General features: G+C 74.9%; 15 protein-coding genes. 8 read left to right on the forward strand and 7 right to left on the reverse strand.

What is annotated here, in order from left to right; genetic code table 11:
- Positions 1-28: 28 nt before the first annotated feature.
- The 3 genes from SNE206_RS19340 to SNE206_RS19350 form a co-directional block, all read right to left on the reverse strand.
- Positions 29-2200: an ATP-binding cassette domain-containing protein gene (locus SNE206_RS19340; RefSeq protein WP_407914662.1), complete on the reverse strand. Its 2172-nt coding sequence runs from the start codon at positions 2198-2200 to the stop codon at positions 29-31.
- Positions 2201-2507: 307 nt separating this feature from the next.
- Complete coding sequence (locus SNE206_RS19345) at positions 2508-2909, reverse strand: DUF5132 domain-containing protein (protein WP_407914663.1); 402 nt, start codon at positions 2907-2909, stop codon at positions 2508-2510.
- Positions 2910-3200: 291 nt separating this feature from the next.
- Entirely contained in the window at positions 3201-4904 is a 1704-nt protein-coding gene (locus SNE206_RS19350; protein WP_407914664.1) for a DUF885 domain-containing protein, read from the reverse strand.
- A gap of 210 nt (positions 4905-5114) precedes the next feature.
- Here SNE206_RS19350 and SNE206_RS19355 point away from each other — a divergent pair, with 210 nt between their 5' ends.
- From SNE206_RS19355 to SNE206_RS19375, 5 genes are all read left to right on the forward strand, one after another.
- Entirely contained in the window at positions 5115-6698 is a 1584-nt protein-coding gene (locus SNE206_RS19355; protein WP_407914665.1) for an ABC transporter substrate-binding protein, read from the forward strand.
- 14 nt (positions 6699-6712) lie between these two features.
- The gene (locus SNE206_RS19360; protein ID WP_407914666.1) at positions 6713-7681 is read left to right on the forward strand and encodes an ABC transporter permease; all 969 of its coding nucleotides are present in this window, start codon (positions 6713-6715) and stop codon (positions 7679-7681) included.
- A gap of 2 nt (positions 7682-7683) precedes the next feature.
- On the forward strand, positions 7684-9561 hold the full coding sequence (locus SNE206_RS19365) for a dipeptide/oligopeptide/nickel ABC transporter permease/ATP-binding protein (RefSeq protein ID WP_407914667.1): 1878 nt from the start codon (positions 7684-7686) through the stop codon (positions 9559-9561).
- Positions 9558-10376 carry an ABC transporter ATP-binding protein gene (locus tag SNE206_RS19370; protein WP_407914668.1) on the forward strand — a complete coding sequence of 273 codons (819 nt, stop codon included), beginning with the start codon at positions 9558-9560 and terminating at the stop codon, positions 10374-10376. The genes SNE206_RS19365 and SNE206_RS19370 overlap by 4 nt, the downstream gene beginning before the upstream one ends.
- A 173-nt stretch (positions 10377-10549) precedes the next feature.
- On the forward strand, positions 10550-11890 hold the full coding sequence (locus SNE206_RS19375) for a glutamine synthetase family protein (RefSeq protein WP_407914669.1): 1341 nt from the start codon (positions 10550-10552) through the stop codon (positions 11888-11890).
- Between the two features lie 127 nt (positions 11891-12017).
- On the opposite strand, the gene SNE206_RS19380 is transcribed toward SNE206_RS19375, so the two are convergent.
- From SNE206_RS19380 to SNE206_RS19390, 3 genes are all read right to left on the reverse strand, one after another.
- Positions 12018-12575: a GNAT family N-acetyltransferase gene (locus tag SNE206_RS19380; RefSeq protein WP_407914670.1), complete on the reverse strand. Its 558-nt coding sequence runs from the start codon at positions 12573-12575 to the stop codon at positions 12018-12020.
- Positions 12572-13909 carry a type III PLP-dependent enzyme gene (locus SNE206_RS19385; RefSeq protein ID WP_407914671.1) on the reverse strand — a complete coding sequence of 446 codons (1338 nt, stop codon included), beginning with the start codon at positions 13907-13909 and terminating at the stop codon, positions 12572-12574. The genes SNE206_RS19380 and SNE206_RS19385 overlap by 4 nt, the downstream gene beginning before the upstream one ends.
- A 366-nt stretch (positions 13910-14275) precedes the next feature.
- Entirely contained in the window at positions 14276-15358 is a 1083-nt protein-coding gene (locus SNE206_RS19390) for an alpha/beta fold hydrolase (RefSeq protein WP_407914672.1), read from the reverse strand.
- A gap of 243 nt (positions 15359-15601) precedes the next feature.
- Between SNE206_RS19390 and SNE206_RS19395 the strand changes: the two genes are divergently transcribed.
- Positions 15602-16885, forward strand: a complete 1284-nt coding sequence (locus SNE206_RS19395) for an amidohydrolase family protein (RefSeq protein WP_407914673.1) — start codon at positions 15602-15604, stop codon at positions 16883-16885.
- A 78-nt stretch (positions 16886-16963) separates the two neighbouring features.
- Here the strand turns inward: SNE206_RS19395 and SNE206_RS19400 are convergent, their stop codons facing one another.
- The gene (locus tag SNE206_RS19400; RefSeq protein WP_407914674.1) at positions 16964-17998 is read right to left on the reverse strand and encodes a 3-oxoacyl-ACP synthase III family protein; all 1035 of its coding nucleotides are present in this window, start codon (positions 17996-17998) and stop codon (positions 16964-16966) included.
- A 1126-nt stretch (positions 17999-19124) separates the two neighbouring features.
- On the opposite strand from SNE206_RS19400, the gene lanKC reads away from it, so the two are divergent.
- Both lanKC and SNE206_RS19410 read left to right on the forward strand, forming a co-directional pair.
- Entirely contained in the window at positions 19125-21710 is a 2586-nt protein-coding gene (lanKC, locus tag SNE206_RS19405) for a class III lanthionine synthetase LanKC (protein ID WP_407914675.1), read from the forward strand.
- Between the two features lie 314 nt (positions 21711-22024).
- The gene (locus SNE206_RS19410; RefSeq protein WP_407914676.1) at positions 22025-22141 is read left to right on the forward strand and encodes a class III lanthipeptide; all 117 of its coding nucleotides are present in this window, start codon (positions 22025-22027) and stop codon (positions 22139-22141) included.
- Positions 22142-22340: the final 199 nt, after the last annotated feature.

Raw genomic sequence — 22340 nt, forward strand, 5'->3', positions numbered from 1 at the left:
CGGTCGGCGGTTGGCGCGGGTACTGCGGTCAGGCGGCGAGTTCGCCGGCCTGGAGCTGCCAGAGGGATGCGTAGAGCCCGTGCCGGGCGAGGAGTTCGTCGTGGGTGCCCTGTTCGGCGACGATGCCGCCCTTGTCCATGACGTAGATCCGGTCGGCGTGGCGGACGGTGGAGAGCCGGTGGGCGATGACGACCATCGTCCGGTCGGCCGCGAAGACGCGGAGCGTGCGCTGGATGGCGGCCTCCGTCTCGTTGTCGACGGCGGAGGTGGCCTCGTCGAGGATCACGACCGGCGCGTCCTTGAGGATCGCGCGCGCCAGGGCGATGCGCTGCCGCTGGCCGCCCGAGAGGGCGGCGCCCCGTTCGCCGATCACCGTGTCGTAGCCGTCGGGCAGCGACGCGACGAAGGCGTGCGCCTCGGCCATCGTGGCCGCCTCGACCACGGCCTCGTCCGAGGCCGTGAAGCTGCCGTAGCGGATGTTGTCGGCGATGCTGCCGTCGAAGAGGAAGGGGTCCTGGGCGACGAACCCGATCGCGTGGCGCAGGTCGCGCCGCGGCAGGTCGCGCACGTCGCGCCCGTCGAGCAGCACGCTGCCGGACTCCGCGTCCTGGAAGCGCATCAACAGTTTGGCGATCGTCGTCTTGCCGGAACCGGTGGCGCCGACGAGGGCGGTGACCTGCCCGGCGGGAATGGTCAGCGAGAGGTCCTCCAGGACCGGCGGCCGGCCCGGGTAGGCGAAGGTCACGTCGTCGAGGACGATCTCGCCGTGCACCGTCCCGAGGTCGAGCGGGCCGCCGGTGCCCGCGGTCTCGACCGGCAGGGCGTGCAGCCGCCGGACCCGGTCGTGGGCGGCGAGCGTGCGCTGGTACTGGTCGACGATTCCGCCGAGCCGGTTCATCCGCATCATCACCATCTGGGGCAGCCCGATCAGCGGGCTGAACACCTCGAACGGCAGGCTGCCGTCGAGCACCGACCGGCCGCCGATCAGCAGCGTGCCGGCCATCGAACTGGTCGTGCAGACCCGGACGATCTCGGCATGGCGGATCGTGCTCCGGTCGGTCCGCCGGCTGCTCTCCTGCACCTCCCCGCTCAGCCCGTCGATGCGCTCGGCCTCGTAGTCCTCGGTGCAGAAGCTCTTGACGGTGGCGCCGGCCTCCAGCGTGTTGACCAGTTGGCTGTGCAGCCTGGCCCGGTCCTCGCCGGAGACGGCGTAGGCGGCCGCGACCTCGTCCTGGTAGTGGAAGGAGAGCCAGGCGATGACCGGGATGGGCAGGAACGCGATCCAGGCGATCTGCGGTGCCAGCAGGAGGAACAGCGGCACCAGGACGGCCAGGCTCGTGCCCAGGTGCAGCAGGTCGCCGGCCGAGGTCGCGAAGAAGGCGCCCAGCTGGCGGACGTCGTCGGTGAGCGCGCCGGCGACCCGGGTGGTCCGCTCGCCCTCCAGGTGCCGCAGTTCGAGGTGCTGCACGTGGGCGTACGTCCGGTTGCGCCAGTCGTGCTCGATGTCCTGGCCGAGCTTGCGCCACTGGAGGTTCGATGCGTACGAGAGGCCCGCCACGGCGGCGCAGGCGACGGCCACCAGCCCTGCCAGTCCCCAGAGTTGCGCGGAGGCGGTGGTCAGTCCGAAGCGGACCAGCGGCGCGGCCCCGCCCTTGATGAGGACGAGCGCCGTCCAGCCGAGGAAGGTGCCGAGCGCCATCTCCGAGATCTGGCCGGCGACCGACAGGACGGAGGCGCGGCAGAGCTGCCGGCGGTGCGGTCCGACGATCTCCAGCAGGGGGTGCCGTGCGGTCCCGGGCAGGCCGTCGGCCGCGTCGGCCGTCCTGCGCCACGCCTTCCGGACGACGGCCCCGGTCGCCACCACCACGCCGCCCAGCGCGACCAGTTGCCGGCTGAGCGCCGACCCGCGGATCAGGGCGATCCCGGCCGCCACCCCGCCCCCGACGGCGAGCACGGGACGGACGACGACGCCGCGGTCGGCGCGCGCAGCCGGTTCGGCGGCGGGCCGCGCCGGTGCGGGACGGGCGGCACCGGCCAGGCCCTCCACGACCAGGGTGACGGCCCTGCGCACGATGCGGCCGACGTCCGTGGCGCTCACGCGCGCGTCGTGCCGGACGAGGACCCCGCCGGTGACCGGGCTGGCCTGCGCCTGGGTGATCCCGGGAATGCGCCGCAGGGTCGCGGCGAGGACTTCGGCCACCTGGGGCCGCCCGAGAATCGGTTTGACGTCCCATCGCTGGCGGCCCGGAATGACCGAGCGCGAGTGCACGCCCGAATCCACGGAGAGATTCCCGGCTGTGGCACCCAGCAGAGATGGCATGTGTACGATCACCTGTTTTGCGGAGGTCGCCGAAATCGTCACGGGCACGACGGATCAAGGCGACGGAAGTGGAATTGTCGAGAAAGAGGAAATACGGCCGGAAGGCCTGCGGCCGGTCACCGCCCGGGCACACCTCCGGACCCCGCCGGAACATGCGCCCGGGCGGCCGGGGCCGCCGGGTGGAACGTCAGTGCGCCTTGCCCGCACCGGCGGTCGCGCGGATCTTCGAGGTCCTCGCCTCACCCTCGGACCGGTCGGCGGAGTCACCCTTCCCGCCGGCCGGGGAGCCGTTCCCCCCGCCCTGGGAGGTGCTCCCCCCGTTCCGGGAGCCGTCCCCGGCGGCGGCCTGCCGGCCGTCACCCGAGCGGACTCCGATGTCACCGGCGACGATCTGCGCCGCCACCACGTCGGCGGCGACCTCGGCGGCGAGGTCGTGGATGTTCTCCCCGGCCTCATGGGCCGCCTTCTTCACCTCAAGGACGAGGCCCACGGAGGTCTTGACGACACCCCGCACAAGCGGCTTGAGGAGACGCTTGGCCAGGGGCGCGACGACGAGGCCGATCAGGAAGGGCGGTACTACGGGCGGCATGATGCTCCATCCTCTCTACGCATACGTATGACAGGGAACCCGGGCACTGCGAACACCGAAGCAGCGCACAGCCGGGCGGACGGAAGCACCCGATTCCGGGATTCTCCGCCCCATCCGGCGGACCGAATCCCTCATCGACGGGTTGCACCGCCCGCTCCGGCACCACCGTAGTCGAACCATGTCCGTCGGGACCAAACAGTCCAGGCCGATTTCACCCGTGCGAGTGCTCCTGGCATCCAGGGCGCCACCAATTGCCGAACGCACGTGGAACGAACGACCGGCCGGTGTTTTTCATCCCGCCCGACGGGGTTCTCCGAGCTCGCGCGCCACCCGCCGCCGGAGGGCGGGGAACGGCAGCCCGCCGCCTCCCAGCACGGCCTCGTGGAAGGCCCGCACGTCGAACCCGGCGCCCCGCTCCGCCTCGGCCCCGGCCCGCAGCCGGACGAACTCCAGGTACCCCGCACGGTAGGAGAGCGCCTGCCCCGGCAGGTCGGTCGAGTACCGCAGCAGGTCGGAGTCGATCTGGCCGTCCGCCTCCGTGGAGTTGGCGCGCATGAAGTCCCGCGCCTGCTCCAGGCCCATCGTCCCGAGGTTGAGCCCGGTGTCGACGACGAGCCGCTGCGCGGTGAACCGCTCCTGCGCGAGGCGCCCGTACGCGTCCCACGGGTCGTCGTAGAGACCCATCTCCCAGCCGAGGCCGGCCGCGTACTCGGCCCAGCCCTCGTTGAACGCGTCGAACTCCGCGACCTCGCGCCGCAGCTGCGGCAGGGCGCGGTTCTCCGCCTGCCGGGCGAGGTGGAAGTGGTGCCCGGGCGCCAGCTCGTGGTAGATCAGCGAGGCCGAGCCGAGCAGGGACCTCCGGTCCAGGTCCGAACCGTTGTAGCGGTAGCGCCCGACCGGGCCGGCCGCGGTCGGCGGCTCGTAGTACCCGAAGGTCATCCCCGCCTCCAGCGCCGGGTCCAGCCGGGCCAGCCCGTACGGGGCGGCCGGCAGGGCGGCGAACCAGCGCGGCAGCAGCGGGGCCAGCCGGTCGAGGTGGCCGCGGTACCGGGCCTCGACCTCCTCGGGCGTCCGGGCGTACAGGCGGGGCTCGGCCCGCAGCCGGTCGTGGAACCCGCCCTCGGAACCCCGGAAATCCAGGGCCGCCCGCAGCTCCGCCATCCGCTCGGCGAGCTCGCGGCACTGCTCGCGGCCGAGCTCGTGGAGCCGCTCGGGCGGCACGTCGTCCCCGGTGTGCGTCCGGACGAACTCCCGGTACGCCTGCTCGCCGCCCTCGTACTGCGCCCAGCCGACGGCCTGCGGCGCCCCGCCCGGGTGCGCCGGGTCGTCGACGACGGCGAGCAGGCGGTCGAAGGCCGGCACCAGACCGGTCTCCACCAGCCGTCGTACGCCGTCCCGGATCCGGCCCCGGTCGGCCGGCCCCAGCCCGCCGAGCCGGTCGTCGTCCACCTCCGCCCGGCGCGCCACGGAGACCCGCAGCCCCGCCGCGGTGGCGCGCACACCGGCCAGGGCCGGCGCGGGCACCCGGAAGCCGCGGGCGGCCTGCCCCGCCACCTTGTCGCCGATCGAGCCGACCACCCGGGCCAGCCGGTGCACCAGGCCCAGGTACCGCTCGACGTCCGGCCGTCCGGCGAAGGAGAACGGGCGCAGGACCGCGTCGGCGTACAGCGACAGCGGGAACAGCCGGTACGGCGTGGCGGCGGGCGTCAGCCAGTAGCAGCGGAAGGCCCGCAACTCCTGCTCGGCCAGCGCTGTGAGGAACGCCGCAGTGTCGGAGTCCGCACCGGACAGCTCCGCGCCGTCGAGCGCCCCGACACCGTCCAGCACGCCCCGGGCGAACCGCGCCCGTTCCTCGGCCTCGGCGGGCGACACCTCCGGCAGGGTCTCGACCGGGAGCCCCTGACGGGCCCTCAGCAGCGGGTCGTGCTCCAGCAGGAACTGCCAGTAACGGTCCACCAGGCGGCCGATCTCACGGCCCGGTTCGTTCGTCCTCATACCGCAAGTGTGGCGACGGCACGCCCTCCCGGTCGCCGGTCGGCCGGACAGGGACCGCGGTGTCCCACGAACGGGCGAATCACACCGGCCGTCCCCCGCCCGCCCCGGCGGCCTCCGGCCAAGCGGGCAGGCGGTTCCCCCTCCTCGGACGCGTCCGCCGTGCCCACGGGCCGGCACTCCGCCACCGGATCCCGGTGACACCATGACGCCATGCCCCGTCGCCCCCTGCCGACCCGTCTGGCGGTCGGCGTGACCGCCGCGGCCGTCGCGCTGACCGGCTGCGGCAGCCCGGGACGCTCCTCGACGACCACACCCCTGGTGGACCGCGGGACCGTCCGCATCGCGGTCACCAGCGAGACGCCCAGCTTCGACCCGTACTCCGCCTTCGGCGCCGCCCAGGCCCACTACGCCTACGACTCCCTCGTCAACGTCACCGCCGACGGCACCCTGGTCTCCGGCCTGGCCTCGTCCTGGCAGGCCACCACCACCACCGCCGCCTTCACCCTCCGCCCGGGCATCACCTGCTCCGACGGCACGCCCCTCACCGCCTCGGCGGTGGCCCGGGCACTGACCTACGCGGGCGACCCGGCCCACCAGCTCGCCGGCGCCCGGACCGTCCTCCCGAACGTCCCGTTCACCGCGGGAGCCGACGACGCGGCCGGCACGGTGACGGCGACCACCGCCACCCCCTTCCCCTTCCTCACCCGCACCCTCGGCCTGCTGCCGGTCGTCTGCCCCGCCGGACTCGACCGGCCCCGGTCGCTGGAGCGGACCACCCGGGGCACCGGCCCCTACGTCCTGACCCGCTACACCCCCGGCGGGCCGTACGAGTTCACCGTCCGCGACGGCTACGCCTGGGGACCGGCCGGGGCGACGACCGCGGAGCCCGGCCTCCCCGCACGCATCGTCGTCTCCGTGGTGCCCCAGGCCTCCACCACCGCGAACCTGCTGCTCACCGGGGGCGTCGACATCGCGAACGTGACCGGTCCGGACCGCGCCCGGCTCACCGGCCACGGCCTCACCACCACCGACGTGGCGACCGTCGTCGGGCTGACCTTCTTCAACCAGCGCCCCGGCCGCCCCCTGGCCGACCGCGCGCTGCGCCGGGCCCTGGTGTCCGCCCTCGACCGCCCGGGGCTCGCCAACGTCGCCGTCGGCGGCACCGGCCGGCCCGCCACCGACTTCGGCGCCGAGGGCTCCCTCTGCCACGCCGACCTCGCCGCCGCCAACCTGCCCGCGCAGGACGCCGCCGGGGCCCTGCGCGCCGCCGGCTGGACCCGCACCGGCGGCGGCCCCCTCACCAAGGACGGCCGGCCGCTCCGGCTGCGCCTGGTCACCAGCGCCGACCTCGGCCCGACCTTGCCCTCCGTCGCCGAGCTGACGGCCCGGACCTGGACGGCGCTCGGCGCGGACGTCACCCTGGTCACCGAGAGCCTGCCCGCCCTCGTCAACGCCATGTACCGGACCGGCGAGTTCGACGTCGTGACCGGCACCTCGCCGGGCTTCGCCCTGCCGGCCGGCTTCGTCCCCTTCTTCTCCGGCCCCGCCCCCGCGCAGGGCCTCAACTTCGCGGGGGTCGTCAACCCCGAGTACGACGCGCTGGTCGCCCGGGCGCTCCGGGAGACGGACACGGCGGGCTGCGACACCTGGAACCGGGCCGCCGCCGCCCTCCTCCGCTCGGCCGACGCGCTCCCGATCGCCGACGGCCGGAGCACCGTCTACGGCCACCGCACCACCTTCGCCACCACCTTCGGCGGCCGGCTCGTCCCCACCAGCATCCGCCTCCACCAGTGACCGGGGGATCCACCGTGCCCGTGCCCCGGCTGCTGCGGCACCCCTGGACGACGTTCCTCGGCCGCCGCGCCGCCCGGCTGGCCCTCTCCCTCGGGGTCGTGCTCACCGCGTCGTTCGCGATGATCCGCCTCGTCCCCGGCGACCCGGTCCGCGCGGCGCTCGGCGTGGACGCCGCACCCGACCTCGTGGCCGCCCGCAGACACGCCCTCGGGCTCGACGCACCTTTCCCGTCCCAGTACCGGCACTACCTCGACGGCCTCGTGCACGGCGACCTCGGCACCTCCCTGGTGACCGGCACCCCGGTCGCGGAACTGATCCGCACCCGGCTGCCGGCCACCCTGGAGATCGCCGGCCTCGCCTTCCTCGTGACCCTCGCCGTCGCCCTGCCCTGCGGTCTGCTGGCGGCCGTCCGCACCCGCGACGGGCGGCATCCGCGCACCGAGCTGGCGTTCACGACGGTCACCGCCGGCCTCGCCGGGGTGCCGGACTTCGTCCTGGCCGCCGGGCTCACCGCGCTGCTGGCCGTCGGCCTCCGGCTGCTCCCGGTGGCCGGTGCGGCGGGCGCGGGATCCTTCGTCCTGCCGGTCCTCGCGCTCTCCCTCGCGCCCACCGCCGTCCTGGCGCGCATCGTCCGGGGGGAGGCGCTGAAGGTGCTGCGCGAGGACTACCTGCGCACCGCCCGGGCGAAACGACTGTCCCCCGCCCGCCGTCACCTGCGGCACGCCGCACCGAACATGGCGACCGCCGTGCTCACCGTCGCCGGGGGCCTGCTGCCCGCCCTGATCGCCGGCACGGTGCTGGTCGAGAGGGTCTTCTCCTGGCCCGGCATCGGTTCGGCCATGGCGCAGTCCGTGGTCACGCAGGACTACCCGGTGGTCCAGGCGACGGTGCTGGTGCTGGGCACGACCGTGCTGCTCGCCGGTCTCCTGGTCGACGTGCTGCTCGCCGTGCTCGATCCCCGTTCGGCGATCCGGGAGATGTGACCGTGCCCCGTTCCCCCGGCCGCCGGCGCTCCCCCCTGACCTGGGTCACGGCGGCCATGCTGGCGTCGCTGGCCGTGCTCGCACCGGCCGGCCCGCTCCTCTGCGGCGCGGCGGCCGACCGCCCCGACCTCTCCGCGGTGCTCCAGGGCCCCTCCGCAGCGCACCCGTTCGGCACCGACAACCTCGGCCGGGACCTCCTCGCCCGGGTCCTGACGGCCACCGGACCCTCCCTGGTGCCGGCGCTGACGGCGGTCCTGCTCGGCGCGGCCGCGGGCGTCCTCCTCGGGGCGTCCACCGCCGTCCTCGGCCCCCGCGCCCGTCGGCTGCTCGCCGGCCTGATCAACCTCCTGCTCGCCTTCCCCGCGCTCCTGGTCGCGATGTTCCTCGCGGTCGTGTTCGGCGCGGGTGGCGGCGGGGCGGTGCTCGCCCTCGCGGTCGCGGGCGTCCCCGGATTCGCCCGGCTCGCCCAGACCCTCGCGGCCGGCGTGGCGGGCACCGACCACCTCGCCGCGGCCCGGGTCCTCGGCCTGCGCCGGCACCGGCTGCTGTGGCGGCACGTCCTGCCCAACATCGCCGAACCGCTGCTGCTGAGCACCACCACGGCGGCGGGCACCGCCCTCGTCGCGCTCTCCGGGCTGAGCTTCCTCGGCCTGGGCGTCCAGCCGCCCGGCTACGACTGGGGGCAACTGCTCAACCAGGGCCTCGACCGCATCTACGCCGAACCCCTGCCCGCCCTCGCCCCGGGCCTGGCCGTCCTCTACGCGGCCCTGGCCTTCCAACTGCTCGGCGAGGTCCTGGCCGGCGGCGTCGCCCGGCGCGACCCGGCACCGCGCACACCCGTGCCGCTCCCGGCACCGGCCCCGGCCCCGAGAGGGCCCGCCGAGGACGGCCTCGTGCTCCAGGTCGAGGACCTCCACGTCGAGATCCCCACTCCGGACGGCGTGGTCCGGCCGGTGCGCGGGGTGAGCCTCGCGCTGCGCCCGGGCGAGATCGTCGGGCTCGTCGGCGAGTCCGGATCCGGCAAGTCGCTCACCGCGCTCGCCATCGCCGACCTCCTCCCGGACGGGGCCCGGATGTCCCGGCGCACCCTCCGGCTGCTCGGGGCCGACCTCGCCGCCATGACGCCGAAGGAGCGGGACCGCCACCTCGCGACGGGGCTGGCGGTGATCTTCCAGAACCCGGCCTCGGCGCTCAACCCGGCTCTGCGGGTCGCCACCCAGCTCACCGAGGCCGTCCGGGCCCACCGCGGCGCGAGCCGCGCGCAGGCCGCCTCGGAGGCCTCCGACGCCCTGCGCCGGGTCGCCCTCCCCCCGTCGGTGCTGCGCTCCCGCCCCCACCAGCTCTCCGGCGGCCAGCGCCAGCGCGTGATGATCGCGTCCGCGCTCACGGTGCGGCCGGCCCTGATCATCGCCGACGAGCCGACCACCGCACTCGACGTCACCGTGCAGCGGCAGATCACCCGGCTGCTCTCCGGGATCCGGCGGGACACCTCCGCCGCGGTCCTGTTCATCAGCCACGACATCGCGCTCGTGGGCGAGTTCTGCGACCGGGTCCTGGTGATGTACGGGGGGCTCGTCGTCGAGGCCCTGCCCGCCGACCGCCTCGCCGACGGCGCCCGGCACCCCTACACCCGGGCCCTGGTCGCATCCGTCCCGGACCTCACCGCGGACCGCGACCGGCCGCTGCCGACCGTGCCGGGCGACCCGCACGACCCGCTCGCGCCCGCCCCGGGGTGCCCGTTCGAGCCCCGCTGCCCGAGCCGCCGGGACCACTGCGCCGAGCAGGCTCCGCCGATGGAGGACCTCGATGCCGGCCACCGGGTCGCCTGCCGGCACCCGGCACCGGTCGCGGTGGACCCGGCGACGGCGGTCGTCCCATGACCACCCTCCGGGTGGCCGGCCTCTCCGTCCGCCACCCCGGCCGGCCGGGGCCCGCCGCCGTGGACGGCGTCTCGCTGGAGATCCCGTCCGGCACCACGCTCGGGCTCGTGGGCGAGTCCGGCTCCGGGAAGTCGACCCTGGCCCGCGCGATCGTCGGTCTCGTCCCCGTGCACGGCGGCCGGGTCCTGCTCGACGGCCGGGAGGTCCGCGTCCGCACCGTCCGCGACCGGCGCCGGCTCGGCCGCCTCGTGCAGGTCGTCCTCCAGGACCCGGACACCGCGCTGGACCCCCGGATGACGGTCGGCCGCACGCTCGCCGAAGCGGCCACCGTCTTCCAACGGCTCGACCGGCCAGCCCGGGCCGCGCGCGTCGCCGAACTGCTCGGCCTCGTCGGCCTGGACCCCCGCCTCGCCGACCGCCTGCCCCGCCACCTGTCCGGCGGTCAGCGCCAGCGGGTCGCCGTCGCCCGCGCCCTGGCCGTCGGACCCGGCCTGCTGATCGCCGACGAGATCACCTCGGCGCTCGACGTCTCGGTGCAGGCCGCCGTGCTCAACACGATCCGCGAACTCCAGCAGCGGCTCGGCCTGTCCGTGCTCCTCATCGGCCACAACCTGCCCGCGGTCTGCCACGTCTCCGACGTCGTGGCGGTCATGCGGCACGGCCGGATCGTCGAAACCGCCCCCACCGAGACGATCCTGCGCACCCCGCAGCACCCCTGCACCCGGGCCCTGCTCGCCGCCGTGCCGAGCCTGCGCACGCCCCGGCCCGTGCCCTCGCCCCTGCCCTCGCCCTCGTCCGAGGAGAGGCCGTCGTGACCGTCGTCCGACCGGAGGGACCTCCCCGGACACTGCCCGTACCAGTCACCCGTACCCGTCACCCGTGCCCCTGCCCGTGCCCTCGTCACGTCGCAGCTCCGACCGTTCACGGACGAGTGAACTCCCGCATGGCCCCTGGCGCGCCCGCCGCCGAGAACGCCAGCATGGGCGGCATGACCACCACGTACCCCCGAGCCGAGCGGGCCGCCCGGGCCCGGGCGGCCGAAGCACAGCTCGCCGCCGACGGAATCGACGGGGTGGTGTTCGGCTGGGTCGACAACGCCGGGCTCACCCGGGTGAAGTCCGTCCCGCTCGCCCAGCTCGAACACGCCGCCGAGTACGGTGTCGGCGCCGTGCCCTGCTTCGACGTCTCCCTGGTGGACGACTCCATCACCGCCGCGCCTTCGAGCACCGGCCCGGTGGGCGACCTGCGGCTCGTCCCCGACCTCGACCGGCTCACCCCGCTCGCCGCCCAGCCCGGCTGGGCCTGGGCCCCGGCCGACCGCTACACCCAGGACGGCACCCCGCACCCCGGCTGCCAGCGCCACTTCGCCCGCCGGGCCACCGAGGCCGTCGAGCGGCGCGGGCTCTCGGTGCGGGCCGGGATCGAGATCGAGTGGGTGGTGGCCGACGCCGCCGGGGCCCCCGCGACCACCGGGCCCGCGTTCGGGATGACCCGCTTCGTCGAGCACTCCGACTACCTGCGGGATGTGCTGCGCGCCCTCACCGATCAGGGGCTGGCCGTGCTCCAGCTCCACCCCGAGTACGCCGCCGGGCAGTTCGAGGTCTCGGTCGCCGCCGAGGGGCCGGTCGAGGCGGCCGACACCACGATGCTGGTGCGCCACACCGTCCGGGCCGTCTCCGCCCGGCACGGCCTGCGGGTCTCGTACGCGCCCGTCTTCACCGAGGGTTCGGTCGGCAACGGCGGCCACCTGCACCTCAGCCTCTGGCGAGAGGGCCGGAACCTCGGGCACGGCGGCCCCGGCCGCCACGGGCTGCACCCCGACGCCGAGCAGTTCCTCGCGGGTGTACTGGCCGAGCTGCCCGCCCTCCTCGTCCTCGGCGCGCCCGGCGTCGCCTCCTACCTGCGGCTGGTCCCCTCCCGCTTTGCCGGGGCCTACCGCTGCTGGGGCCTGGAGAACCGTGAGGCGGCGCTGCGCCTGATCACCGGCTCCGCCGCCGGGCAGGCCAACGCGGAGCTCAAGTGCTTCGACGCCGCCGCCAATCCGTACCTGGAGATCGGCGGCGTGCTGGCCGCCGGGCTCGCCGGCCTGGACGCCGGCCTGCCCCTCCCGCCCGAGACCCCGAACGACCCCGCCGCCCTCGACGGCGCCGAGCGCCTCCCGGCGAGCCTGCCGGAGGCGATCGACGCGTTCGAGAAGTCCGCACTGCTGCGGCAGGCGCTCGGCCCCGAGCTGTACGAGGCCGTGCTGGCCGTCCGGCGGGCGGAGGCGGAGCTGTTCGCGATGCACACGGACACGGACGTCATCGAGGCCGTCCGCTGGCGCTACTGACGGGGCATCGGCTCCACTCCTCCGGCCCGGGCTGCGAGCCGGTCGAAGACCTGCTCGCAGCCGTCGGGCTTCACGGAGCCCGGCAGGGCGCGGCCCCCGGCGTACGGCTGCCGGACCCCTGGATGCGTCAGCCCGCTCCGGCTCCGGGCGAGGACCCGGGAGCCGGAGCGGTGACAGCGGGTTCCAGCGGCTTCGCCATGTAGACCGCCTCGGCGCCGTAGCTCGCGGGCAGCCCGACATCGGGCCGGGCCCGGTAGCCCAGCGGGGCCCACACGGCCTGCGAGCGGTGCACGGCGACCAGCGAGACCGTCCGGTGGCCGGCCGCCAGCGCGGTGTCGTGCAGGTGGCGCATCATCCGCGGGGCGAGGCCCCGGCCGCGCGCCCGCTCGGTGATCACCAGGTCGTGGGCGTGCAGGTTGCTCCCCCGGTCGTTCTCCTGCACCGCGCCTTCCTCGGCCAGGCTCAGGTCCGGGCAGCGGAACAGCGGGTAGGGCAGTGCGAGCAGGTAGCCGCCGAAGCCGCCCGCGTGCTCCAGCACGAAGCAGGTCGAGGGCGAGGCCCGGTGCCGGGAGCGCAGCGCCTCCCGCCCCTCGGACAGGCCGCTCGCGGCGTAGGCGCGTTCCTCCAGCGCGACCACCTCGTCCCAGTCCTCCTCCCGGAGCAGCCGGATCCGGGTGCCGGTCATGCGTCTCCTCCGTCCGGGGCCGGGCCGCCGACGCAGGTGTACGGCAGCGGCGCGAAGCCGTTGAACCCCCGGGTGGCGTAGGCGGTGGCGTACGCGCCGCAGGAGTGGACCCACACCGGGTCGCCGGAGGCGATCGCACGCGGAACCCGCACCAGGCCGCCCTCCTGGGCGTACGCGTCGTCACTGTCGCAGGTCGGGCCGGCCACCACGGCGTCGACGAACTGCCCGCCGGGGTGCGTCGGGAACTCCAGCCGGTACTGCAACTGGTCCATCTCGTACAGGCCGTTGAACTTTCCGCAGCTCAGGTACAGCCAGTCCTCGCGGGTGCCGTCGAGCCGGCGGCGGGCGGAGAGCCGCGCCACGTGGGCGCGGATCGCACCGTGGTCGGCGACCAGGTGGCGGCCGGGCTCCAGCTGGAATTCCAGCGGGGCTGCGTTGACGGCGCGCAGCCGCTCCACGCCCTCGCGGATCACCGCGAACATCTTGTCCAGCGGCGGTTCCAGCGGCCGGCCGCGCCGGTCCAGCACGCCGAGGGCGGGCAGTCCGCCGCCGAGGTTGATCCGGTCCGGGGTGATGCCGCGCCAGCCGAGCGCCTCCAGGACGGCGGCCAGCGATTCGATCGCCTCGACCCAGGCCTCGGCGGTCATCTGCTGGGAGCCGACGTGCACGGACAGGCCGGAGGGCACCAGCCCGGCGGTGCGGGCGGCGTCGAGCACCCGCGGGGCGTCCCCGGGCGAGCAGCCGAACTTGCGGCTCAGGCCCCACAGCGCGCCCTCGCCGGTGGTCGCGATCCGGCAGAACACCCGTGATCCGGGGGCGTGTTCGGCGATCGCGGCGACGTCCTCCAGGCAGTCGGTGGCGAAGTCGCGCACGCCGAGCCGGTAGGCCTCGGCGATGTTGCGGTCCGACTTGACGGTGTTGCCGTAGTGGATCAGTCCGGGGGCCACCCCGGTGCGCAGGGCCTGGGCGATCTCCTGCGGGCTCGCCGCGTCGAAGCCGGAGCCGAGCCGGGCGAGGTGGCCGAGCACCTCGTCCACCGGGCAGGCCTTCATCGCGAACCGCACGGCGACGCCGGGCAGTTCGGCGCACAGGGCGGCGTACTGGCGGCCGATGCCGTCCAGGTCGTAGATGACGGCGTCCTCGGCGGCGGCGGCGAGCGCGGCGCGCAGGGCGGGATGATCGCGCCGGCCGGGATGATCGCGCCGGCCGGGGTGGTCGTGCCGGCCGGGGAGGGGGACGGCGGATGCGGGCACGGTGGCCGGTGCGGTCAGGGCGCGGTGACCGGTTCTGCCACGGTCGGCCGTCCGGCCCATGTCGGTGGTCTGAGGCCTCACGTGTGAACTCCCGGTCCGACTGGATGGTTGATGCCAGGGGCTTGCTGGCACGCACGAGACGAAGGAAGGGAGCCCGGAGGCCGGTTGTGACACCCGGCCCGGACTCCCTCCCTGCGGCACTCCATATACGCACGATCCTGTGCCTGCACCTGCTGCGCGCCCCGCACGGAGATCCCGCTCCGGCAAGGCGCCGTCGGGCGGTTGCAGCGGTGCCGCGGGCCACCGCCCGACGGACAGAACCACCCGAACGGCGTCGGTGCGAGCCTCCACCGCCTTGACGGTCAGGTCCCGCCGGCGCTCCGACGTGCGTGGACCCGGGTTCCTCCTCCCGCTGCTGCCCGGTCCTGGCAGGCTCCGTGCGGACGGTCACGGGCTGACCGCACGCAGCTCCCGCACCAGGTCCCCGACCACGCCGGCCACGAACCCGGGCTCCTCGCGCGGGAAGTCGTGACCCGTCCCCTCCGGCGCGTGCACCAGCCGGGACTCCGTCGACGCCGCCAGGTACCGAACCCTGCTCCGGAGGTAGAAACGGCTGATCCGCTCGGCCTCGACCGCGTCCCGGGCGCCGGCCAGCACCGCCTCGCCCCCGATGAGATCCCGGGGTATCACCAGCACCAGCGGCAGGTCACCGAGATCCCCGTCGTACACCACGGTCTCCCAGCCCACCGCCGCCAGCCCGGACGGCGACAGCTCGGCGAAGACCGACGCGGCGGCGCAGCCCTGTCCGGTCCGGCCGCCCGGGCCGCGGTGCGCGCCGAACAGCTGCCGCACCGAGGTCAGCAGGAAGCTACGACGCATCCCCGCGAGCTGACCGCCGGCCGGTGCGAAGGCGATCACCTCCAGGGGCGTCGGATCCAGCAGGACGAGCCCGGCCACCAGGTCCGGCCGGCGCCTGGCCACGTTCGCGACCAGCAGCCCGCCGAAGGAATGGCCGACGAACACGAACGGGCCGCGCTCCCCCGCCCTCTCCAGCGCCGCCGGTAACTCCTCCGCCTCGCCCGCCGTCGTCCTCGGGAAACGCCCGACGTCGCTCCACCCCGAACCGAGCCGGTCGACCAGGACCGAACGGGTCCGGGTCCTCAGCATCGTGTGCAGCTCCCGGAACTCCTCACCGGGGGCGTGCCCGCCCGGCACCCAGACCACCGTCGGCCCGCTCCCGGCCTCCCCCTCGGCGAGGAGGTGCATCCGGTGACCGCCCACATCGACCAGCCGCCCGGGCGGCGGATTCCTCCGCCCCTCGCGGGCCACCAGCACCAGGTGACGGACGGCCCCGGCCAGCAGCACCGCGCCGAGAGCCACCAGCAGACCACCCAGCGCGACCGCCCAGGCCGCCTCCGCCCCGACGAGGCCGCCGCCCGTTCCTGCCACCGCCAGCGCGACCGGCACTCCCGCCCAGTCCCGGCTCAGCAGCGCGAGCAGGGAGTTCGTCACCCGTCCGTCCCGTCGCATCGGTCCTCCGTGGCAGCAGTCCGACAACCGGTCCCTGTCCGTTTTCTTCCCCCGACCGCCCGCGCCCTCACCCCGCAACGGCCCGGGAACGCACGGCGCACGCCCGGGAACCCGGGGTCACCGCCCGGGACGGCGGGACGCGCGGGGCCGTGCCGGCCGGATGCCGGCCGGATGCCGGCCGGGCGTCGGCCGATCGGTCCCGTCCCCCTGGTACCGGCCCGGTGGCCGGTCGAGGATGGCGGCATGGGTGTCGACGACTCGGGTACCGGGCTGCTGGTGGCGAACGTGCGCGTCTTCGACGGGATCGGCGGGGAGGCGGTGCCGGGGTACGTCCGCGTCGAACGGGACAGGATCGCGGAGGTGGTGGCGGACCGCCCCCTCCCGGGCAGCGTCCCCCGGGGGACGACGGTGCTCGACGGCGGGGGCGGCACGCTCATCCCGGGCCTCACCGACGCCCACGTCCACCTGTTCGCGACGGGCAGCACCATGGCGGAGCTGGAGCTCGCACCGACCGGCACCGTCTACTACCAGGCCCTGGCCGCGGCCCGCGACATGCTGATGCGCGGCTTCACCACGGTGCGGGACATGGCCGGCGACACCGCGCCGCTGCGAGGGGTCCTCGACAGCGGACTGTTCGCGGGGCCACGGATCTACCCGAGCCAGGCGGCCATCTCCCAGACGGCCGGCCACGGCGACTTCGGAGCGGTCCACGACGCCCCGACCGCCCTGGGCGGGCCGCCGGCCCGGTCCGAGCGGATCGGCTTCACCAGGGTGGCCGACGGGCCGGACCGGGTGCTCGCGGCCGTGCGCGAACAGCTGAGGAAGGGCGCCACGCAGATCAAGCTGATGGCCGGCGGCGGCGTCGTCTCCGCGTACGACCCGCTGGACGTGCTGCAGTTCACCCCTGCGGAACTGGAGGCGGCGGTCGCTGCGGCCTCCGACTGGGGCACCTACGTGGCCGTGCACGCCTACACCTCCCAGGGCGTCCGCCGCGCGGTGGAGGCCGGGGTGCGCTGCATCGAGCACGGGCACCTCGTCGACGAGGACACCATCCGCCACCTCGCGGAGAAGGACGTGTGGCTGAGCAGCCAGCCGTTCGAGGTCGACGACCACCACTACGCCTCCCCCGACAGCGACCGCAAGAACCGCGAGGTGTGCGAGGGCGCAGCCCGCACCTTCGGCTGGGCCGTGGAGCACGGCGTGCGGCTGGCCTTCGGCACCGACCTGGTGCTCGCCCCCGGGAAGGCCCACCGCCAGAACGAGATGCTGGTCCGGCTCGGCGCCCTCATCGGCCCGGTCGAGGCCCTGAGGACGGCCACCTCCGGCAACGCGGAGCTGTTCCGCCTGTCCGGCCTCCGCGACCCCTACCGCGCGGCGCCGCTCGGGGTCGTCGCTCCGGGAGCATGGGCCGACCTCCTGGTCGTCGACGGCGATCCGACCACCGACCTGTCCGTCCTCGCCGATCCCGGACGCAACCTGCGCCTCATCGTCAAGGACGGCGTCGTCCACAAGAACGAGCTCGGCTGACACGGACCGGCTTCCGCACGGCCGGGGTCGGCACGTCCGGAGCCGGCACGTGCGACCCCTCGCGGTTCTGCGGGCCGGTCAGGCGTGTCGGAGGCAGAGGGTTCCCCACTGGAAGCCCGCGCCGATCCCGGACAGCACGTAGACGTCTCCGGGGAGCAGGCCGCCCCCGGCGGCGGTGGAGTGGAGCGCGGTGAACAGGCCGGCCGATCCGGTGTTGCCCAGCCGGTCGACGGTGACGGGGGCACGGTCGCGGGGAACGCCCAGGGCGGTCATGGTCTCGGTGAGGATGTTCAGGTTCGCCTGGTGCAGGAAGAAGTGGCGGATCCGGTCGATCGGTACGCCGGCGCGGCGGACGGCGCCGGTGATGCTCTCGGGCAGACGCGTGGTGGCGGCGTTCCAGACGGCGCGGCCGTCCATCTGCAGGTAGTGCTCCCCGGCGGCGACGGTGGCCGTGGTGGCGGGCAGCCGGGAGCCTCCGGCGGGGATCTGGACGTCGTAGGACAGCTGGGAGCCCAGGTCGTAGGAGAGCAGGCCCGCTCCCGGGGTGTCGGTGCGGGTGAGGACGACGGCTGCTGCGGCGTCCCCGAAGAAGACGCCGGTGGTGCGGTCGGTGGGGCTGGTGACCCTGGAGGCGCAGTCGGCCGCGATGAGCAGGACGGTGGTGATGGAGGGGTTCTGCAGCAGGTGGGCGGCGATCAGCATGGCCTGGACACCGGAGGCGCAGGCGGCCTGGGTGATGTCCAGGGACAGGGCGCGGTGGGCGCCGAGGGCGTCCTTGACGATCAGTGCGGTCGACGGGAACGGCTGGTCCCCGGTGTAGGTGGCGACGACGACCGCGTCCAGCCGGGCGGGCGCGATGCCGGCGGCGTCCAGGGCGGGGTGGGCGGCGGCGACGCACATGTCGGAGGTCGCCAGGTGCGGGGCCAGGCGGCGGCGTTCGCGGATGCCGGTGCGGCTGGTGATCCATTCGTCGCTGGTGTCCAGGGTGCGGGTGAGCTGCTGGTTGGTGACGACGGCCGGCGGCAGGTGCATCCCGGTCCCGGCGACGGCAAACGGCACCGGCAGGCCGGCGCCGGTCTGGTGGAACAGCGTCTCGTCCAGGGTGGCGGTCATGCCGCGGCACTCCGATCGTGCGCGATCTGTTCGCCTCGGGGGAATCCCATGTTCCGCTCCTTCTCTGCCAGTTCGTGCATGGACCGATGTTGCCGGGTCCGCCGGATTTCGGCGCCGTCGCATCGTCCCACGGCGCAGCGGACCCGGATGTCATGCCGTCATCCGTGCGCGTGACGGAATGTCCGACCGATTGACGTCACAGCTCCGGAATTCGCCACGGTGTTCGTCTGCAAAGCAAAAGGCCGCATGACGGCGCGGCCCGAACGGTCGGCGGTTCCGGCCGAGGGCAACCGAAAAGCCGGCCAGTAGGAGGAACGGGCCTGAACGGCATCATTCGCTTCCTCACGGTCAGCAGGCGATCCGACCGCAGCATTCGGCCAGGGTGACATCCCGCCAAGCCCCGGCAACCGGGACGGTCAAAGCCCCACCGTGCACGTCTCATCCGATTGTCCGCTGAACCGACAAGCCGTCACGGAAGCCGAATCAGGAATCGGAAAGGCCCGGTCCGGCCGAAATCTTCGGGAAGTACCTGGTCATGACGGCGCAGGATTCGCCGTTGCCCGATCCGCAGCCGGACACGGGGCCGGTGGCGAGACGGAAGGTGTCGTCACCCGCGGCGCGGACGGCCTGGAGCCGGGCCGGCGGGAGACCGGCGCGCAGGTCGGCGCACAGGCCTGCGACGGTCGCCGCGGCCCGGGGTGGAGAACCGTTCCTATACCGCGGCTTGACCGTTGGGGAACCCGCGGTGCCTAGCGTCCTGTCCGCCGGGGCGATGGCCGCTCCGGGGACTGCGGACGGACCCGGGGGCATCCTTGAACGTCGCGGCGCGCAACGGCGGCACGCTCGGCGGGAACCGGGACTTCCGGCTGCTGCGGGTCGGCGGCCTGACGACGGCCCGGGGCTCCCGGCCGACGTCCGTCGCGCTGCCCCTGCGCGTGCACTCCGGCGAGCCGGTGCCGAACGGGCACGGGCCGCCGCGAGGAGTCGCCGGAGGTCCTCGGACGTGCCCGCGCGGCCGGCGACCCGCGGCAGGCCGGGCTCTTCCCCGGCAGGGGCCTGCTGCGCCTGCCCGCCACCGGCCAACCGGCTGATCCCGGGCGGACGCACGACCACTGGAGGAGGACCCTTGTTCGACGCACTGTCCGACGAGCAGTTCTACGCGCCCCTCGGCACGATGGCCGACCCCGGCCGGCGCTTCGCCCCCGCCCGGGTGCCGGCCGGCTGGCACGGAACCGACCGGGACATCTGGACGGCGTGGGACGGCCCCGGGGTCCGCCGGGCGGAGCAGGGCTGGAAGATCCACGTGTCGGCGCGGCTGGAGCGCGCCCAGGAGGTCCTCGACACGGTGGCGGACACGTGCTTCGCCGAGGGGGTGCCGTTCAAGCACGTGTCGGCGCGCCTCTTCTTCCTCACCCTCCACCACAAGCACGCGGCCCGGTCCCAGTCGGGCAAGTTCTGCGCCGTGTACCCGGCGGACACCGGGACCGCCGGACGGATGCTCGCCCTCCTCGCCGACGCCCTGCACGGCGAGGAGGGCGCCTACGTCCTCAGCGACCGCCGCTACCGGGACTCCCGGACCGTCCACTACCGCTACGGCGCGTTCGCCCGCCGGAGCCGGCTGCGGCCCGACGGCACCGCGGAACCACTGCTGACGGACGGGCACGGACACCAGGTGCCGGACGTGCGGCAGCCGTTCTTCGTCCTGCCCGACGGCGTCACCGATCCCTTCGTGGCCGAGGAGCCGGCGCCGCACCGGGGCGCGATCCGGATCCGCGACTACGAGGTCGTCCGGGTGCTGCAGCCGAGCAACGCCGGCGGCGCGTACGAGGCCCGCGACACCCGCACCGGCCGCCTGGTCCTCGTCAAGGAGGCACGCCCGCACACCGGCTACACCTGGGACGGCGTCAGCGCCCAGGAGCGGCTGCGCCAGGAGTACGACACCCTCACCGCCGTGCACGCGGGCGCCCCGGGCGTCTGCCCCGAACCGCTGGAGCTGTTCACCGCGTGGGAGCACGACTTCCTCGTCATGGAACACGTCGAGGGCCTCCCGCTGGTGAAGTGGATCAACCGCAGCTCGCCCGGTCTCCAGGCCGACCGGCCCGTCCAGGAGTTCGACCGGTACCACGCCGCCTGCCGCCGCGTCCTCGCCGCGCTGGACACGGCCCTCGACCGGCTCCACGCGCTGGGGCTCCGGTTCGGCGACGTCAGCCCCGGGAACGTCATCGTCACCCCCGCCGGCGACGCCCGGCTCGTCGACTTCGAGTCCGTGACCCCGCAGGCCGACCGCCCCGCCCGGATGGGCACCCCGGGCTTCGCACCGCCCCCCGGCCTCGCCTCCGAGCACCCCTCCGACCCTTTCCTCACCGACCGCTACGGCCTGGCGGCCGTCACCCTCACCCTGCTGGCACCGTTCCACAACGCGCCCCAGCTGACCCCGGCCAACCTCGCCCTGCTCCGGCGCGACCTGGCGGCGACCGCGCCGGTGCCCGGCGACCTGTGGCAGCGGGCCACCGCCTTCCACCGGCCCGGCCGGGACGCACCCCCGGTGCTGCCCGCCCCCGAGGAGGTGGACGCCGACCCGCTGGGCTGCCTGGCCCGGCTCGCCGACCGGACCGCGCAGGGGCTGCTCGACCTGGCGGACCCCGGCCGGCCCGACTGGGTCTTCCCCCCGTCGCCCCTGGCGTTCCACACCAACACGGTGTGCGTGGCGTACGGAACGGCCGGCGTGGTGCACGCCCTGCACCGGGCCGGCCTGCCCGTCCCGGACGACGTCGACAAACGGCTGCGCCGGGACGCCCTGGCCGCGGCCGACACGCTGCCCCCCGGGCTGGCCGTCGGCTCGGCCGGAGTCGGAAGGGTGCTGGCCCGGGCCGGGCACCTCGACGAGGCGGTCGACCTGCTGCGCACCGCCGACCGCCATCCGCTGGCGGCCGCCACGACCACACTGGCCGGCGGCCGGGCCGGGGTCGGCCTGGCCTGGCTCGCCCTGCACCGGCACACCGGCGACCCGCACCACCTGGAGCGGGCCGCCGCCGCCGGCGACGCGGTCCTGCGCACCCCCGACCTGGCCCCGACCCTCGGCACCCACGACGCCCGCGGGCTGTTCCACGGCCGCTCCGGACTGGCGCTGTTCCTCCACCACCTCGCCCGCGCGACGGGCGAACAGCACTACCTGGCGGCCGGGCTCGGGCTCCTCCACGAGGAACTGGACCGCGCGGTGGAACTGCCCGACGGCTCCCTCTCGTTCGCCGACAACAGCGTGAACAGACGGGTCATGCCCTACCTGGCCACGGGATCCGCCGGCATCGGAACGGTCCTGCTGCGCTACGCGGCCGCCACGGCGGACGAACGCTGCGCCGCGGCACTGCCCCGCGTCGTCGCGGACGCCCGCAAGGCCTGCGCGGTGCAGGCCGGCCTGCACGACGGCTTCGCCGGACTGGCCTACCTGCTCGCGGAACACGCCGACTTCACCCGGGACGCCGCCGACCGCCGGAACGCGGTGCGGCTCGCGACCGGACTCCTCAAGTACGCCGTCCCCCACGGTGACGGCGTCCGCTGGCTCGGAACGGGCTCGCTCCGGTTCAGCGCCGATGTGGCCAGCGGCAGCGCCGGGATCCTGCTGACGCTGCACCGAGCCCTCCACGGCCCGGGTGACGACTGGTTCACCCTGGATCCCGCCCACCCACAGGAAAGCGAAAGGAACCGTCCATGACCGAGATCCTCGCCCTCCAGCAGCTCGAACTCGACCAGGTGGAGGAGGCGTACCCCTTCCCCTGCTTCAGCATCTACGCCAGCTCGTGGGTCGACGCCGACCTCTCCTGACCGACGCCGTCCGCCGGCCCCGTCCCGACCAGGAAGGAACCGTCCATGACCGAGATCCTCGCCCTCCAGCAGCTCGAACTCGACCAGGTGGAGGAGGCGTCCGCCTTCCCCTGCTTCAGCATCTACGCCAGCTCGTGGGTCGATGCCGAGCTCTCCTGACCGACGCCGTCCGCCGGCCCCGTCCCGACCAGGAAGGAACCGTCCATGACCGAGATCCTCGCCCTCCAGCAGCTCGAAGCCGACACCCGGTCCGAGCCCGAGGCCGACGCGGCATACCCGTGCCTCAGCATCTTCGCCAGCTACTACTACGAGACGCTGTAGCACCGACCGGAACCGCCGCGTCGCCGCCCGGCGTTCCGGTGACCGTCGGCTCCAGGGCCGTGGCGGGCCGCACCTGTTGGTGTCCGCCCGGGCCGTGCGGCGCGAACGCCGACCGGCCCGGGCGGGAGCGGGCATCGCCGTCCCGGGCGCCACGGGCCGGCACCGGATCAGCCGGTGCGGCGGCGCGCCCGTACGGGCC

This window comes from Kitasatospora sp. NE20-6 (genome assembly GCF_045862635.1).